The sequence below is a fragment of the Streptomyces sp. NPDC090025 genome (assembly GCF_044748125.1).
In the GTDB taxonomy this organism is placed as follows: Bacteria; Actinomycetota; Actinomycetes; order Streptomycetales; family Streptomycetaceae; genus Streptomyces.
Map to the genome: position 1 here is coordinate 1 of NZ_JBIVFL010000007.1, position 15,769 is coordinate 15,769.

The 15,769-nt window shown below is 71.5% G+C and carries 13 protein-coding genes; 12 read left to right on the plus strand and 1 reads right to left on the minus strand.

What is annotated here, in order from left to right; all coding sequences use genetic code 11:
• Positions 1 to 145: 145 nt before the first annotated feature.
• Complete coding sequence (locus ACIPXM_RS17890; protein WP_401656227.1) at positions 146 to 1,171, minus strand: rod shape-determining protein; 1,026 nt, start codon at positions 1,169 to 1,171, stop codon at positions 146 to 148.
• Between the two features lie 100 nt (positions 1,172 to 1,271).
• Between ACIPXM_RS17890 and ACIPXM_RS17895 the strand changes: the two genes are divergently transcribed.
• The 12 genes from ACIPXM_RS17895 to ACIPXM_RS17950 all read left to right on the plus strand — a co-directional run.
• A complete protein-coding gene (locus tag ACIPXM_RS17895) occupies positions 1,272 to 2,801 on the plus strand; it encodes a bifunctional folylpolyglutamate synthase/dihydrofolate synthase (RefSeq protein ID WP_401656229.1) in 1,530 nt (509 codons plus the stop codon).
• A gap of 5 nt (positions 2,802 to 2,806) precedes the next feature.
• Positions 2,807 to 3,187 (plus strand): DUF4233 domain-containing protein, encoded by a 381-nt coding sequence (locus tag ACIPXM_RS17900; RefSeq protein ID WP_401656231.1) that lies wholly within the window; start codon positions 2,807 to 2,809, stop codon positions 3,185 to 3,187.
• 100 nt (positions 3,188 to 3,287) lie between these two features.
• Positions 3,288 to 3,701, plus strand: coding sequence for a nucleoside-diphosphate kinase (ndk, locus tag ACIPXM_RS17905; protein WP_401656233.1), 414 nt, complete (start codon positions 3,288 to 3,290; stop codon positions 3,699 to 3,701).
• A gap of 299 nt (positions 3,702 to 4,000) precedes the next feature.
• Complete coding sequence (locus ACIPXM_RS17910; protein WP_019886273.1) at positions 4,001 to 5,020, plus strand: rod shape-determining protein; 1,020 nt, start codon at positions 4,001 to 4,003, stop codon at positions 5,018 to 5,020.
• A 142-nt stretch (positions 5,021 to 5,162) separates the two neighbouring features.
• Positions 5,163 to 6,215, plus strand: a complete 1,053-nt coding sequence (gene mreC, locus ACIPXM_RS17915; RefSeq protein ID WP_401656235.1) for a rod shape-determining protein MreC — start codon at positions 5,163 to 5,165, stop codon at positions 6,213 to 6,215.
• Positions 6,212 to 6,880 carry a rod shape-determining protein MreD gene (gene mreD, locus ACIPXM_RS17920; RefSeq protein WP_401656237.1) on the plus strand — a complete coding sequence of 223 codons (669 nt, stop codon included), beginning with the start codon at positions 6,212 to 6,214 and terminating at the stop codon, positions 6,878 to 6,880. Before mreC ends, mreD begins: the two co-directional genes overlap by 4 nt.
• Positions 6,881 to 6,899: 19 nt before the next feature.
• On the plus strand, positions 6,900 to 9,179 hold the full coding sequence (mrdA, locus tag ACIPXM_RS17925) for a penicillin-binding protein 2 (protein WP_401656239.1): 2,280 nt from the start codon (positions 6,900 to 6,902) through the stop codon (positions 9,177 to 9,179).
• Positions 9,180 to 9,186: 7 nt separating this feature from the next.
• Entirely contained in the window at positions 9,187 to 10,386 is a 1,200-nt protein-coding gene (gene rodA, locus ACIPXM_RS17930; RefSeq protein ID WP_401656241.1) for a rod shape-determining protein RodA, read from the plus strand.
• A gap of 90 nt (positions 10,387 to 10,476) precedes the next feature.
• Positions 10,477 to 12,051, plus strand: coding sequence for a CHAD domain-containing protein (locus ACIPXM_RS17935; RefSeq protein ID WP_401656244.1), 1,575 nt, complete (start codon positions 10,477 to 10,479; stop codon positions 12,049 to 12,051).
• A gap of 52 nt (positions 12,052 to 12,103) precedes the next feature.
• Positions 12,104 to 14,035, plus strand: a complete 1,932-nt coding sequence (locus tag ACIPXM_RS17940; RefSeq protein ID WP_401656246.1) for a TIGR03960 family B12-binding radical SAM protein — start codon at positions 12,104 to 12,106, stop codon at positions 14,033 to 14,035.
• Positions 14,036 to 14,350: 315 nt separating this feature from the next.
• Positions 14,351 to 15,148: a TIGR03936 family radical SAM-associated protein gene (locus ACIPXM_RS17945; protein ID WP_401656248.1), complete on the plus strand. Its 798-nt coding sequence runs from the start codon at positions 14,351 to 14,353 to the stop codon at positions 15,146 to 15,148.
• A gap of 233 nt (positions 15,149 to 15,381) precedes the next feature.
• The coding region (locus tag ACIPXM_RS17950; protein WP_401656250.1) for a hypothetical protein at positions 15,382 to 15,769 on the plus strand (388 nt) is incomplete at its 3' end.

Here is a 15,769-nt window from a genome sequence, read left to right on the forward strand (position 1 = left end):
GTCGCAATCCACACCGAACCCGGAAGGCCCTCACCCGTTCAAGACGCCTCAGCCGAGACCTGCATCACCCGTCCACAACCTCCCGGGACAGAACACCTAGCCGACCGGCCTGCCCGGCCGGGCCCGCTCCTCGCCCCCGGCGGTCCTAGCGGACCACCTCCGCCTTCCCCAGCACCCGCTCAAGGGACTCGAATTCCTCCACGCACCGCCCCGAACCCAGCGCCACACAGTCCAGCGGGTCGTCCGCCACGAACACCGGGATGCCCGTCGACGACGCCATCCGCAGATCGAGGCCCGGCAGCAGCGCACCGCCGCCGGTCAGCACGATGCCGTGCTCCATCACATCGCCGGACAGCTCCGGCGGGCACTCCTCCAGGGTGGCCCGCACCGCCGCGATGATCGCCTCCACCGGCTCGTCGAGCGCCGCCCGCACCTCCGGCACCGTCAGATCGACCGTGCGCGGCAGTCCGGAGACCTTCTCCCGGCCGCGGACCGTGAACGTACGCTCCTCGAAGCCCTCCGCCGCGCCCGGCACCGGCCACGCCGAACCGATCGCGACCTTCACGTCCTCCGCCGTGCGCTCACCGATCAGCAGCGAGTGCTCCTTGCGCACCCAGTCGGTGATCGCCGTGTCCAGCCGGTCGCCGCCGACCCGCAGCGACTGCGAGGTGACGATCCCGCCCAGCGAGATCACCGCCACCTCGGTGGTGCCGCCGCCGATGTCGACGACCATCGAACCGCGCGGGTCCGACACCGGCAGCCCCGCGCCGATCGCCGCCGCCATCGGCTCCTCGATCAGATGCACCGCCCGCGCCCCCGCCGACCGCGAGGCGTGCACGATGGCGCGCCGCTCCACCGGGGTCACCCCGCTCGGCACGCACACCACCATCCGGGTGCGCGGGGTGCGGCGGCCCGGCACCGCCTTGCGGACGAAGTGCCGGATCATCTCCTCGGCGGCCTCGTAGTCGCTGATCACGCCGTCGCGCAGCGGCCGGATCGCGGTGATCGAACCCGGCGTACGGCCGATCGTCTCCTTCGCCTCCGCACCGACCGCCAGCGCGGCCCGCGAACCCTCCTGGACCGCCACCACGGACGGTTCGTTCAGGACGATGCCCCGGCCGCGTGCGTAGAGGAGGGTGTTGGCGGTGCCGAGATCGATGCCTATGTCCATGATCGCCAAGTCTGCCCGGCGACCCGCCCGGACGGCGGGTCCAAAGTCCCGAATGGGGTGGGTCCAAGGTCCTGTCGGTACCGCTCCGTAGACTGGCCCCGTGAGTGAGCCGAGCGACCCGACCGATCCGATCGCCCCCCGCGACCCCAGCGACGACCTGTTCGACGACATCGTCGACGGCGAGACCGACCGCGACCCCGACCTCGCGGTGATCGAGGCGGGCAGCCGCACCCTGCGCGCCGTCTCAGGACCGCCGCAGGGCGACCCGGTGCCGTCCCGACCCGCCGACCCCGAGCTCGACAAGGCGCTGCGCGCCGTCGAGACCGAGCTGTCCACCCGCTGGGGCGAGACCAAGCTCGACCCCTCGGTCACCCGGATCGCCGCCCTGATGGACGTGCTGGGCGAGCCGCAGCGCGCGTACCCGTCGATCCACATCACGGGCACCAACGGCAAGACGTCCACCGCCCGCATGATCGAGACCCTGCTCGGCGCCTTCGAGCTGCGCACCGGCCGCTACACCTCGCCGCACGTGCAGACCATCACCGAGCGGATCAGCCTGGACGGCGCCCCGATCGACGCCGAGCGGTTCATCGAGACCTACCAGGACGTCAAGCCGTACGTGGAGCTGGTCGACGCCCGCGAGGAGTTCCGGCTCTCCTTCTTCGAGGTCCTCACCGGCATGGCCTACGCGGCCTTCGCCGACGCCCCGGTCGACGCCGCCGTGGTCGAGGTCGGCATGGGCGGCACCTGGGACGCCACCAACGTCATCGACGCCGCCGTCGCCGTCGTCACCCCGATCGACCTCGACCACACCGACCGGCTCGGCTCCACGCCCGCCGAGATCGCCGTCGAGAAGTCCGGGATCATCAAGCAGGGCGCGACCGTGGTCCTCGCCCAGCAGCCCGTCGACGCCGCCCAGGTCCTCCTGAAGAAGGCCGTCGAGGTCGACGCCACCGTGGCCCGCGAGGGCATGGAGTTCGGCATCGTCGCCCGCGAGGTCGCCGTCGGCGGCCAGCTGCTCACCCTGCGCGGCCTCGGCGGCGAGTACGACAACGTGTTCCTGCCGCTGCACGGCGCCCACCAGGCGCACAACGCGGCCGTGGCGCTCGCCGCCGTCGAGGCGTTCTTCGGCATCGGCTCGGACCACGCCCGCACCCTCGACGTCGAGACGGTCCGCCGCGCCTTCGCCCAGGTGGCCTCGCCCGGCCGCCTCGAAGTCGTCCGCAAGTCACCGACCGTCATCCTCGACGCCGCGCACAACCCGCACGGCGCCCGCGCCACCGCCGAGGGCATCAGCGAGGCGTTCGGCTTCTCCCGGCTCATCGGCGTGGTCTCCACCAGCGCCGACAAGGACGCCCGCGGCCTCCTCGAGGCGTTCGAGCCGATCTTCGCCGAGGTCGTGATCACCACCAACTCCAACCCGCGGGCCAGCGACGTCGACACCCTCGCCGCGCTCGCCGTCGAGGTGTTCGGCGAGGACCGGGTGGTGGTCGAGCCGCGCCTCGACGACGCCATCGAGGAGGCCATCACGCTCGCCGAGGAAGAGGGCGAGTACGCGGGGGCGGGCGTTCTCGTCACCGGTTCGATCTTCACGGTCGGCGACGCCCGGCTGCTGCTCAAGAAGGGCTGAGCCCGATGCGGGTGCTGTGTTCCTCCACGCTGATCGGCGAGTTCTTCGTGATCGGCTTCGCCGGACTGGTCGCCATGAAGGACGACACCATGGCGATGTCCACGGTCTGGTGGGTCTGCGGGATCGCCATGCTGGTGTCGGTGCTGCTGTGCGGGATGATCACCCGTCCGGGCGGCGTCCAGCTCGGCTGGGCGCTGCAGATCGCGCTGATCGCCAGCGGCTTCGTGGTGCCGATCATGTTCTTCCTCGGCGCGGTCTTCGCGGGCCTGTGGTGGGCCTCGGTGCACTACGGGCGGCGGATCGACACCATCAAGGCCGACTGGGCCGCCCGCCAGGATGCGGCCACGGTCGGCGCCCAGGGCTCCGCAGGGCCTGACGCTGCGTGACCGGGGCGGGGTCGCGCCCTGTAGATTCACAGTGCCCGCCCGGCGAATCTGCGCCGGACGGGCTGCGGCCCCGCACACCGTTGTCTGAAGGAGTTCCCCCGTGAGCCAGCGCACGCTCGTCCTGCTCAAGCCCGACGCCGTCCGCCGTGGCCTGGTCGGCGAGATCATCGGCCGTATCGAGCGCAAGGCCGGCTGGACCCTCGCGGCCCTGGAGCTGCGCGAGCTGGACCAGGAGACCCTGGAGCAGCACTACGGCGAGCACAAGGGCAAGCCGTTCTACGAGCCGCTGATGGGCTTCATGTCCTCCGGCCCGGTCGTCGCGCTTGTCGTCGAGGGCGAGCGCGTCATCGAGGGCGTCCGCACCCTGGCAGGACCGACCGACCCGATCGCGGCCACCCCCGGCTCGATCCGCGGCGACTTCGGCACCATCGTCCGCGAGAACCTCATCCACGCCTCGGACTCCGAGGAGTCCGCCGCCCGTGAGCTGAAGATCTTCTTCCCCGGTCTCGTCTGACCGGACGCACGGAGCTGACCTGACGTCAGCCGATCAGCGCCATCACCTGGGGGCGACCGAAGGAATTCGGTCGCCCCCAGGCATATGAACGCCGATCCCGGGAACGGATCGCCGCGTCATACCGTCACCTATACAGAGGTGGCCTGAGGCGGTCCGCCGCGCGGTATCCGTGCGGGCGGCACTACGATGGAAAACTCCACGCCGTACCACCTTCAGCCACCACCTCGCCGACCTGAGAAGCCGTCAACGCTCCGCTAGGGAAGGCCCGACGCATCCTCATGGGAAACAAGGGGAACTCAATGTCGTTCATCGGCCGTGACATGGCTGTCGACCTCGGGACCGCCAACACGCTGGTGTACGTCAGGGGTCGAGGCATCGTTCTGAACGAGCCGTCCGTCGTCGCGATCAACACCAACACCGGCGGCATCCTCGCGGTCGGTGCCGAGGCGAAGAAGATGATCGGCCGGACGCCCGGCAACATCGTCGCGGTCCGCCCGCTCAAGGACGGCGTGATCGCGGACTTCGAGATCACCGAGCGCATGCTCCGCTACTTCATCCTCAAGATCCACAAGCGCCGCTACCTGGCCCGCCCGCGGGTCGTCGTCTGCGTGCCCTCCGGCATCACCGGCGTCGAGCGCCGCGCGGTCATCGAGGCGTCCACCCAGGCGGGCGCCCGTCAGGTGCACATCATCGAGGAGCCCATGGCCGCGGCCATCGGCTCCGGTCTGCCGGTCCACGAGGCCACCGGCAACATGGTCGTCGACATCGGCGGCGGCACCACCGAGGTGGCCGTCATCTCCCTCGGCGGAATCGTCACGGCACAGTCCATCCGGGTGGCCGGCGACGAGCTCGACAACGCGATCATCCAGCACATCAAGAAGGAGTACTCGCTCCTCCTCGGTGAGCGCACCGCCGAGCAGATCAAGATCACCATCGGCTCGGCCTACGACCTCGAACAGGACGAGCACACCGAGATCCGCGGCCGCGACCTGGTCTCCGGACTGCCCAAGACCGTCGTCATCTCCGCCGCCGAGGTCCGCAAGGCCATCGAGGAGCCGGTCAACGCGATCGTCGACGCGGTGAAGACCACCCTCGACAAGTGCCCGCCCGAGCTCTCCGGTGACGTCATGGACCGCGGCATCGTTCTCACCGGTGGCGGCGCCCTGCTCCGCGGCCTCGACGAGCGGCTCCGGCGCGAGACCGGCATGCCGATCCACATCGCCGAGGACCCGCTGGACTCGGTGGCGCTCGGCTCCGGCAAGTGCGTCGAGGAGTTCGAGGCGCTCCAGCAGGTGCTGGACGCCCAGCCGCGCCGCTGACCCGGCCCCGGGCCGCCCGGCCCCGGGCCCGGACCCACCGGGCGGCGCCCTTCGCGGGCGCCGCCACCGCGCTCGTACAACTCCATCAACCACCCCACCCGACACTCCCGTCACATTTCGAGGAAGGGCACGGCCGCCGCACGTGAGGGACACACGAGAGAGCCGGCTGCTCCTGGTACTGCTGATCGCCGTCGCGTTCGCACTGATCACGGTGGACATCAGAGGAGGCCAGGAGTCGCCGGTCGACGGTGCCCGGCAGGCCGCGGCAGCGGTCTTCGGTCCCGTCGAGAACGGCGTCGCCTCCGCGGTCGACCCGATCGGCAACGCGATAGGAGCGGTCCGCGACTCCGGGGAGCGGCACAACCGGATCGCCGCCCTTGAGCAGGAGAACGCCGCCCTCAAGGCGAAGCTCGGCAGCGACGACCGCAACCGCAGCAGACTGCGCGAGCTGGACGCCATGCTGAAGACGGCGGGCACCGGACAGTACGGCATCAAGGGCGCCGAGGTCATCGCGATAGGAGCGGCCCAGGGCTTCTCCTGGACGGTCACCATCGACATCGGCGCCCGTGACGGCGTCCGCCGCGACATGACCGTGCTCAACGGCTCCGGCCTGGTCGGCCGGATCACCACCGTCGGCCCCAGCACCTCCACGGTGCTGCTCGCCAACGACCCCGACTTCACCGTCGGCACCCGGATGGAGAAGACCGACGAGCTCGGCTTCGCCACCGGCCAGGGCGACCGCCCGCTCCTGGTCCAGCTGCTCAACGGCAAGGCCAAGGTCAAGCCCGGCGACCGGCTCGTCACCTTCGGCTCGCAGGCCGACAAGCCGTTCGTGCCCGGTGTGCCGGTCGGCGACGTGGTCAAGGTCGACCCGGCGGGCGGCGGCCTCACCCGCAACATCTACGTCCGGCCGTACGTCGGCTTCACCAAGCTCGACATCGTCGGCGTGGTCGTCCAGGCCCCGCGCAGCGACCCGCGCGACATGGTGCTGCCGCAGAAGCCCAAGCCCGCCCCGACGGTGACCGTCACGGTCACCCCGACGCCGCCCGCCGACGCCCAGGGCAACGCCCAGAACAACGGGCAGGGCAACGCGCAGAACAACAACGCCGGGGACGCCGCCCGCAAGCCCGACGACGCCGCGGCCGACCCGCGGGCACCGCAGCAGCCGCAGGACCAGGGGGACGACACACCGTGAAGATCAACCGCATCCTCCTCTCCGCCGCCCTGATCGTCGTCGCCCTCGTCGTCCAGGTCTCCGTCCTCGCCCGGCTGCAACTCCCCGGCGCCGTCCCCGACCTGGTGCTCCTCACCGTCGTCGCGCTCGCCCTGGTGTACGGCCATGTCACCGGCGCCCTCGCCGGATTCAGCGCCGGACTCCTCGCCGACCTCGCCCCGCCCGCCGACCACGCCGCCGGACGCTACGCCCTGGTCCTCTGCCTGGTCGGCTACCTGTGCGGCCTGGCCCGCCCGGAGAGCGGCCGGCTCAAGTCCGCCACCGGCCCCATGGCCGTGGTCGTCGCCGCCGCCATCGGCTCCACCCTGCTGTACGCGGGCGTCGGCGCCCTCGTCGGCGACACCGCCGCCCGCCATGTCGGCCTCGGCTTCCTGCTGTTCACCGCGGCCCTCTACGACCTGCTCCTCGCGCCCTTCACCGTGCCGCTGATCATGGCGATCGCCCGGCGCGCGGAGAACGACCCGCTCGCCGACGCCACCGGAGCCAACGGGGCCGACGTCGCCTCCGGCTGGCTGTCCTCCGGCACCGGCCTGCGGATCGGCACCCAGCGCGGCGGACTGCGCGTCAAGTCCGCCCGCAACCGCGCCACGCGCGCCGGACGCATCAAGGGAGTCAAGCGACTGTGACCCAGGGGGCAGCGGCAGCATGAGCAACATCCCCGAGACCGGGCGGACCCCCCGGGTCCAGATCCGGCTCGTCGTCATCCAGGTCCTCGTCTTCTCCCTGCTCTTCACCCTCGGCGGACGCCTCTGGTACCTCCAGATCCGCAACGGCAAGGAGTACACCGACGAGGCCAAGAACAACCACGTCCAGCAGGTCGTCCAGCCCGCCGTGCGCGGCTCCATCCTCGACGCCCGCGGTGTCCCGCTCGCCGACAACGAGACCCGGCTCGTGGTCTCCGCCTCGCGCACCGAGCTGATGAAGATGAAGGACGACGGCAAGGCCGTCCTCACCCGGCTCGCCGGGGTCCTCGGCATGAAGCCCGAGGACGTCGTCAACAAGATCCGGCTCTGCGACTCCAAGACCCCCAAGCCCTGCTGGAACGGCTCGCCCTACCAGCCGATCCCCGTCACCGACGAGGCCACCACCCAGCAGGCCCTGCAGATCCGCGAGCGCGCCGAGGACTTCCCCGGCATCACCGCCGAACCCGCCGCCGTCCGCCGCTACCCGGCCCCCGGCAAGTCCCGCACCTCCCAGGTGCTCGGCTATCTCTCGCCCGTCACCGACGACGAGATCACCAAGGCCAAGGACACCGAGTCGCCCTACCTGCGCTCCGACCAGGTCGGCCGCTCCGGCCTGGAGCGCACCTACGACAAGCAGCTGCGCGGCAAGGCCGGTGTCACCCGCTACGAGGTCGACAACCTCGGCCGGGTCATCGGCCAGGCCAAGAGCGACCCCGCGGTCCCCGGCGCCAACGTGGTCACCTCCATCGACGCCCGCGTCCAGGCGGTCGCCGAGTGGGAACTCCTGAACGCGATGAAGGAAGCCCGCAAGATCCACGACAAGAACACCAACGAGAACTACAAGGCCGACGCGGGCGCCGTCGTCGTCATGGAGGCGAAGACCGGCCGCATCGTCGCCATGGCCTCGCTGCCCGACTACGACCCCAACGCCTGGGTCGGTGGCATCTCCGCCAAGGACTACGCCGCCCTCACCGGCAAGGAGTCCAACCTGCCGCTGCTCAACCGGGCCATCCAGGGCCAGGCCGCACCCGGCTCCATCTTCAAGGTGGTCTCCTCCACCGCCGCCGTCAACGCCGGATACGACTTCAACGGGCGCTACCCCTGCCCCTCCTCGTACTCCATCGGCAACCAGGTCTTCAAGAACTTCGAGTCCCAGGGCCACGGCAGCATCACCCTCGGCCAGGCCCTCGAAGTCTCCTGCGACACCGTCTACTACGGCCTCGCGCACCAGCAGTGGCAGCGCGACGGCGGCATGAAGCCGAAGAAGAACCCGGGCGACTGGTTCTACAAGACCGCCCACCAGTTCGGCCTCGGCGCCGAGACCGGCATCGACCTCCCCAACGAGGTCACCGGCCGGGTCCCGGACCGCCAGTGGAAGCAGAGCTTCTGGGAGGACAACAAGGACTGGTGGTGCAAGAACGGCAAGCGCGGCGGCACCTACGTCCAGCAGCTCTCCTACGAGAACTGCCTCGAAGGCAACCTGATGCGCGCCGGTGACTCCGTCAACTACTCCATCGGACAGGGCGATACCCTCGTCACCCCCATCCAGATGGCCACCATCTACGCCGCCATCTCCAACGGCGGCACCCTGTGGAACCCCAGCGTCGGCAAGGCCGTGGTCAGCGCCGACGGCCGCGCCGTCAGCGAGATCAAGCCCCGCGCCCACGGCAAGCTGCCCTTCACCGGAGACACCCGCGACTTGATAGACGAAGCCCTCGCGGGCGTCGCGACCCGCGGTACGGCCGCCTGGCGGTTCGGCGGCTGGCCGCAGGACAAGATCCCGATGCACGCCAAGACGGGCACCGCGGAGGTCTACGGCAAGCAGACGACCTCCTGGTTCGCCACGTACACCAAGGACTACTCGATCGTCATGACGATCTCCCAGGGTGGTACCGGCTCCGGCGCCTCGGGACCCGCCGTGCGCAACATCTACGACGCCCTCTACGGCCTCGACGACGCGGGCAAGCAGGACCTGAAGCGCGCCCTGCTGCCGCAGCCGCAGAAGGCACTGCCGAAGATCGAGACCGACGGCTCCATCGACTCCCCGAAGATCAAGCCGTACGACCCCGAGGCCGGAAAGGTCGACCCGGACAAGGACCCGCTGAAGCTGGACGCCGTCCAGCCCGGTGCGACCCAGCCCGGCGGCACCCAGCCGCCCGCCGACCCCGACCAGCAGCCGGGCAAGCCGGACGACGGACAGGACCAGCTCGCGGGCCCGCCCGCCACCTGGCGGAGGGACTGACCGACCGATGACCGCACCCCACGGCTTCTCCGTCTCCCGCTACGCGCCCGAGCGCGGCACCTTCGCCCGGCTCACCGCCCGCGACTCGGTGCTGCGCCGCCTCGACTGGCCGATCCTGCTGTCCGCGCTCGCGCTGTCCCTGATGGGCGCGCTGCTCGTGTGGTCCGCCACCCGCGGCCGCACCGAGCTCAACCAGGGCGACCCGTACTACTTCCTGTTCCGGCACGCCCTCAACACCGGCATCGGGCTCGCCCTGATGACGGGCACCGTCTGGCTCGGCCACCGCACCCTGCGCGGCGCGGTGCCGATCCTCTACGGCCTCTCGATCCTGCTGATCCTCGCCGTGCTCACGCCGCTCGGCGCGACCATCAACGGCGCCCACGCCTGGATCGTCGTCGGCGGCGGCTTCTCGCTCCAGCCCAGCGAGTTCGTGAAGATCACCATCATCCTGGTGATGGCGATGCTGCTCGCCGCCAAGGTCGACGCGGGCGACCAGCTCCACCCCGACCACCGCACCGTCGCCAAGGCCCTCACCCTCGCCGCGCTCCCCATGGGCATCGTCATGCTGATGCCCGACCTCGGCTCGGTCATGGTCATGGCCGTCATCGTGCTCGGCGTGCTGCTCGCCTCCGGCGCCTCCAACCGCTGGGTGCTCGGCCTGATCGGCGCGGGCGTCCTCGGCGCCGTCCTGGTCACCGCGCTCGGGATGCTCGACGAGTACCAGATCAACCGCTTCGCCGCCTTCGCCAACCCCGACCTCGACCCGGCCGGCGTCGGCTACAACACCAACCAGGCCAGGATCGCCATCGGCTCCGGCGGACTGCTCGGCTCCGGCCTCTTCAAGGGCTCCCAGACCACCGGCCAGTTCGTCCCCGAACAGCAGACCGACTTCGTCTTCACCGTCGCGGGCGAGGAACTCGGCTTCGTCGGCGCCGGACTCATCCTGGTGCTGCTCGGCGTCATCCTCTGGCGCGCCTGCCGCATCGCCCGCGAGACCACCGAGCTGTACGGCACGATCGTGGCCGCCGGGATCATCGCCTGGTTCGCCTTCCAGGCGTTCGAGAACATCGGCATGACCCTCGGCATCATGCCGGTCGCCGGTCTGCCGCTGCCGTTCGTGTCGTACGGCGGCTCCTCGATGTTCGCGGTGTGGGTGGCGATCGGACTGCTCCAGTCGATCCGGGTGCAGCGCCCGATAACGGCATAGCCGACCCCGGGTGGGCCGGTGGACCGGGCGGGCGCACGAACGGCCAAAGACCCCCTGCCCATTCGTTCACCCGGCGTCTAGATTCGATTCATGACGGAGACCAAGCGGGAGATCGAGCGGAAGTACGAGGCCGAGGACCCCGCCGCCGGGCTCCCGGACCTGACCCGGGTCCGGGGCGTGGCGGCCGTCCGCGACGAAGGCGTCACCGACCTCGACGCCGTCTACTACGACACCCCCGACCTGCGCCTCGCCGCCGCCTCGCTCACCCTGCGGCGCCGCACCGGCGGCGCGGACGAGGGCTGGCACCTGAAGTTCCCCGTCGCCTCCGGGATCCGCGACGAGATCAGAGCCCCGCTCACGGAGAGCCTCCCGCGCTCCCTGGCGGGGCTGCTGCGTTCCCGGGTCCGCACCGCGCCGCTCGTCCCCGTCGTCCGGCTGCTCTCGCACCGCGACGTACGCCTGCTCACCGCCGCCGACGGCACCGCGCTCGCCGAACTCTCCGTCGACCAGGTACGGGCCGAACGCCTCACCGGAACCGAGGCGGCCGGGGACGCCGGGGGCACGACCGCCGGGGCCGAGGCGGTCTGGACCGAGATCGAGGTCGAACTCGCCGACGACGGCGACCCCGCGCTCCTCGACGCCGTCGAGAAACGCCTCCGCAAGGCGGGCATCCACCCCTCGCCCGCCGCCTCCAAGCTGGCCAGGGCGCTCACCGAGACCGGCGTACGGGCCCCGGCCCCCGACCCGGCATCCGACCGGGCGGCGGACCCGGCCGACGGCACCGCGGGCGCCGCCGTCCTCGCGTACGTCCGCACCCAGGTCGACACCCTCGTCACCCTCGACCCCGCCGTCCGCCGCGACCTCCCCGACGCCGTGCACCAGCTCCGCGTCGCCTGCCGCCGCCTGCGCAGCGCCTTCAAGACCTACGGCAAGGTCCTCGACCGCACCGTCACCGACCCCATCGGCGACGAGCTGAAATGGCTCGCCGGGGAACTCGGCGCCGCCCGCGACCTGGAGGTCCTGCACGCCCGCTGCCGCGCCGGGCTCGACGCGCTGCCCCGCGAACAGGTGATCGGACCGGTGCGCGGACGGCTGCGCACCTGGAGCTCCGCCCGCGGCGGCGGTTCCCGGCGCCGTACCCTCACCGCCCTCGACTCGGCCCGTCACCTCGCCCTGCTCGACCGGCTCGACGCCCTGCTCACCGCACCGCCGCTGCTGCCCGCCGCCCACACCAAGGCCGCCAAGGCGCTGCCGAAGGCCGTCCGCCGCGACTTCCGCCGCCTCGCCGACCGCGTCGACCACGCCCTGTCCCTCACCCCCGGCACCACCGACCGCGACCTCGCCCTCCACGAGGCCCGCAAGGCCGCCAAACGCGCCCGCTACGCCGGTGAGGCCGCCACCCCGGCCCTCGGCCGCCCGGCCAGAAAATTCGCCCGACGGATGAAGGACGTCCAGACCTGCCTCGGCGACCACCAGGACAGCGTCGTGGCCCGCACCGCCCTGCGCGAGCTGGCGAGCCAGGCCCACGCGGCCGGGGAATCCGCCTTCACCTGGGGTGTTCTGCACGCCCGCGAGGAAACGGCGGGGGAGACCAGGGAACGGGAGCTGCCGGAGCTCTGGGAGCGGGCCGCCGACCCGGAAACGTTGGCGGCACTGGGCCACTGAGCGCCGGGGTACGCTTGAGAGTCGCCCCCCTGCCAGCTCACGAAGGTTCGAGATGTCTGCTGCCGAGTCTGTCTTCCCGCAGCTCGAAGCTCTGCTCCCGCACGTGCAGAAGCCGATTCAGTACGTCGGTGGAGAGCTGAACTCCACGGTCAAGCCGTGGGAGTCCGCCGACGTCCGCTGGGCGCTGATGTACCCGGACGCGTACGAGGTCGGCCTGCCCAACCAGGGCGTCATGATCCTGTACGAGGTACTGAACGAGCGCGAGGGCGTCCTCGCCGAGCGCACCTACAGCGTGTGGCCCGACCTCGAAGAGCTGATGCGCGAGCACGGCGTGCCGCAGTTCACCGTGGACAGCCACCGCCCCGTCGGCGCGTTCGACGTGTTCGGTCTCAGCTTCTCCACCGAGCTGGGCTACACCAACATGCTCACCGCCCTCGATCTCGCCGGCATCCCGCTGGCGGCGAAGGACCGCACCGTCGACCACCCGATCGTGCTCGCGGGCGGCCACGCGGCCTTCAACCCCGAGCCGATCGCGGAGTTCATCGACGCGGCGATCATCGGCGACGGCGAGCAGGCCGTGCTCGACATGACCGAGATCATCCGGCAGTGGAAGGCGGAGGGCCGCCCCGGCGGGCGCGAGGAGGTCCTCTTCCGGCTCGCGAAGACCGGCAGCGTCTACATCCCCGGCTTCTACGACGTCGAGTACCTGCCGGACGGCCGTATCGGCCGGGTCGTGCCCAACAAGTCCGGTGTGCCGTGGCGGGTGTCCAAGCACACCGTCATGGACCTCGACGAGTGGCCCTACCCCAAGCAGCCGCTGGTCCCGCTCGCCGAGACCGTCCACGAGCGGATGTCCGTCGAGATCTTCCGCGGCTGCACCCGCGGCTGCCGCTTCTGCCAGGCCGGCATGATCACGCGCCCCGTGCGGGAGCGAAGCATCACCGGCATCGGCGAGATGGTGGAGCGCGGTCTGAAGGCGACCGGTTTCGAGGAGGTCGGCCTGCTCTCGCTGTCGTCCGCCGACCACACCGAGATCGCCGATGTCGCCAAGGGCCTGGCCGACCGCTACGAGGAAGACAAGATCGGCCTCTCGCTGCCGTCCACCCGCGTCGACGCCTTCAACGTCGACCTGGCCAACGAGCTGACCCGCAACGGCCGCCGCTCCGGTCTCACCTTCGCCCCCGAGGGCGGCTCCGAGCGGATGCGCAAGGTCATCAACAAGATGGTCTCGGAGGAGGACCTGATCCGGACCGTCGCCACCGCCTACGGCAACGGCTGGCGCCAGGTGAAGCTGTACTTCATGTGCGGCCTGCCCACCGAGACCGACGAGGACGTGCTGCAGATCGCCGACATGGCGATCAACGTCATCGCCAAGGGCCGCGAGGTCTCCGGCCAGAACGACATCCGCTGCACCGTCTCCATCGGCGGCTTCGTGCCCAAGCCGCACACCCCGTTCCAGTGGGCCCCGCAGCTGTCCGCCGAGGAGACCGACGCCCGGCTGCAGAAGCTCCGCGACAAGATCCGCGGCGACAAGAAGTACGGCCGCTCGATCGGCTTCCGCTACCACGACGGCAAGCCCGGCATCGTCGAGGGCCTGCTGTCCCGCGGCGACCGCCGCATCGGCGCCGTCATCCGCGCGGTGTACGAGGACGGCGGCCGCTTCGACGGCTGGCGCGAGCACTTCTCGTACGACCGCTGGATGGCCTGCGCCGAGAAGGCGCTGCCCGAGTTCGGCGTGGACGTCGCCTGGTACACCACCCGCGAGCGCTCCTACGAGGAGGTCCTGCCCTGGGACCACCTGGACTCCGGTCTCGACAAGGACTGGCTGTGGGAGGACTGGCAGGACGCCCTCGACGAGACCGAGGTCGACGACTGCCGCTGGACCCCGTGCTTCGACTGCGGCGTCTGCCCGCAGCTGGACACCCACATCCAGATCGGCCCGACCGGCAAGAAGCTGCTCCCGCTCTCGGTCGTGAACAAGTAGCACCGCGTCACCCCGAGACAGGCACGACAACGGCACGACAACGGCACGGCCCGGCGCGGACCCCTTCCGCGCCGGGCCGTCGGCGTCCCTGGGGAACCGCAGGTGGCGCGGGCGCGTACTCTGGGTAGTACAACGAACGTCCCCGGCGCGGCGCCCGCGCCCGAGATCTCCCCGCAGCCGCGGGGGTGAGCCGAAGCGGGCCCCCCAGGACGCACCCGCATTTCGAGGGCGGCGCGGAACGCCGCGCCCGCCCCGCACCGAGGAGAAGAACCACTGGGCAAGCGACAGCCCGAAGGCCCGCCGCCCGCACCTGCGGTGCAGCGCATCCGACTGCGCTACACCAAGCGCGGCCGCCTCCGGTTCACCAGCCACCGTGACTTCCAGCGCGCGTTCGAGCGCGCGCTGCGCCGTGCCGAGGTGCCCATGGCGTACTCGGCCGGATTCACCCCGCACCCCAAGGTGTCGTACGCCAACGCCGCGCCCACGGGTACGGGCTCCGAAGCCGAGTACCTGGAGATCGCCCTCACCGCGACCCGCGACCCGGAGACCCTGCGGGCCCTGCTCGACGAGTCCATGCCGAGCGGCCTCGACATCGTCGACGCCGTCGAGGCCCGTACGTCCGGACTCGCCGACCGGCTCACCGCCTCCGTGTGGGAGCTGCGGCTCGACCGGGTCGACGTGGAAACGGCCCGCAAGGCCGTCGACACGTTTCTCGCGGCCGAGACCGTGGAAGTACAGCGCAAGACCAAGAACGGTCTGCGCACCTTCGACACCCGCGGTGCCGTCGTGGCCCTGACCGCGGCCCCCGCCCAGGGCGATCCCCAGGGTGATAGGCCGCTGGACAGCGCCTGTGCGATACTGCGGCTGGTTGTTCGGCACGTGACACCTGCCGTGCGACCCGACGACGTCCTGTCCGGCCTCCAAGCTGTGGCCGACCTGGCGCCGCCGGTCCCCGCTGCGGTGACCAGGCTGGCGCAGGGGCTCTTCGACGAAGAGACCGGCACGGTGACCGACCCGCTCGCGCCCGACCGCGAGGCGATCGAGGCCGCCCCATCCACGGCCGCCGAGACCGCTTCAGCGACGGCGCCGGGCGTGGGAACGGGCACCGCGTAAGGAGCGGTCGTCGTAGCGCCGCCCTGGCACTCGGGAGCCACCTGGGTCGGGCAGCGCACTGACCAGAAGACTTTCGCCAGGCCGTCCGCACAAGGCGTACGGAACCGGCGAGCCAGACACAGAGCTCCCGTGCGGCGACCGCGCCCCGGGCGGCGGCACCGCGCACCACGCGCGTTCGTGCCGTCGGACCGGAACCAGACGCGGCGCCCGGGAGCGTGACGGGAGAACCCCGCATGCTCGAACAGCACGAAGAAAACGAGAACGACAGCAACGCCCCGGGCGACAAGCTGCCGCCGCGCCGCAGGCGCCGCGCCGCTTCCCGGCCCGCGGGCCCGCCGGTGAGCGCCGAGGGCGCCCAGGGCGAGGTGACCGCCGAGGCCGCCGCCCCGGCCGCCGAGACCCCCGCGCCGGAGGCCGCCCCCGCGCGTCCGCGCCGCCGTGCCACCCGCAAGGCGACCGCGCCCGCCGCCGAGGCGGCTGCCGAGGCCGCTCCGGTGGCGGAGGCCCCCGTGGCCGCCGCTGTCGAGGAGCCGGTCGCCGAGGCGCCCGTCGAGACCCCGGCCGAGGCGCCCGCCCCGCGCACCCGCCGCCGTGCCACCCGCAAGGCCACCGCGCCCGCCG

Bases quoted from the DNA above. Each gene is read 5' to 3' on its own strand.
- ACIPXM_RS17890 (WP_401656227.1), bottom strand. From the start codon at position 1,171: ATGGACATAGGCATCGATCTCGGCACCGCCAACACCCTCCTCTACGCA.
- ACIPXM_RS17900 (WP_401656231.1), top strand. From the start codon at position 2,807: ATGCGGGTGCTGTGTTCCTCCACGCTGATCGGCGAGTTCTTCGTGATC.
- ACIPXM_RS17910 (WP_019886273.1), top strand. From the start codon at position 4,001: ATGTCGTTCATCGGCCGTGACATGGCTGTCGACCTCGGGACCGCCAAC.
- mrdA (WP_401656239.1), top strand. From the start codon at position 6,900: ATGAGCAACATCCCCGAGACCGGGCGGACCCCCCGGGTCCAGATCCGG.
- rodA (WP_401656241.1), top strand. From the start codon at position 9,187: ATGACCGCACCCCACGGCTTCTCCGTCTCCCGCTACGCGCCCGAGCGC.
- ACIPXM_RS17935 (WP_401656244.1), top strand. From the start codon at position 10,477: ATGACGGAGACCAAGCGGGAGATCGAGCGGAAGTACGAGGCCGAGGAC.
- ACIPXM_RS17940 (WP_401656246.1), top strand. From the start codon at position 12,104: ATGTCTGCTGCCGAGTCTGTCTTCCCGCAGCTCGAAGCTCTGCTCCCG.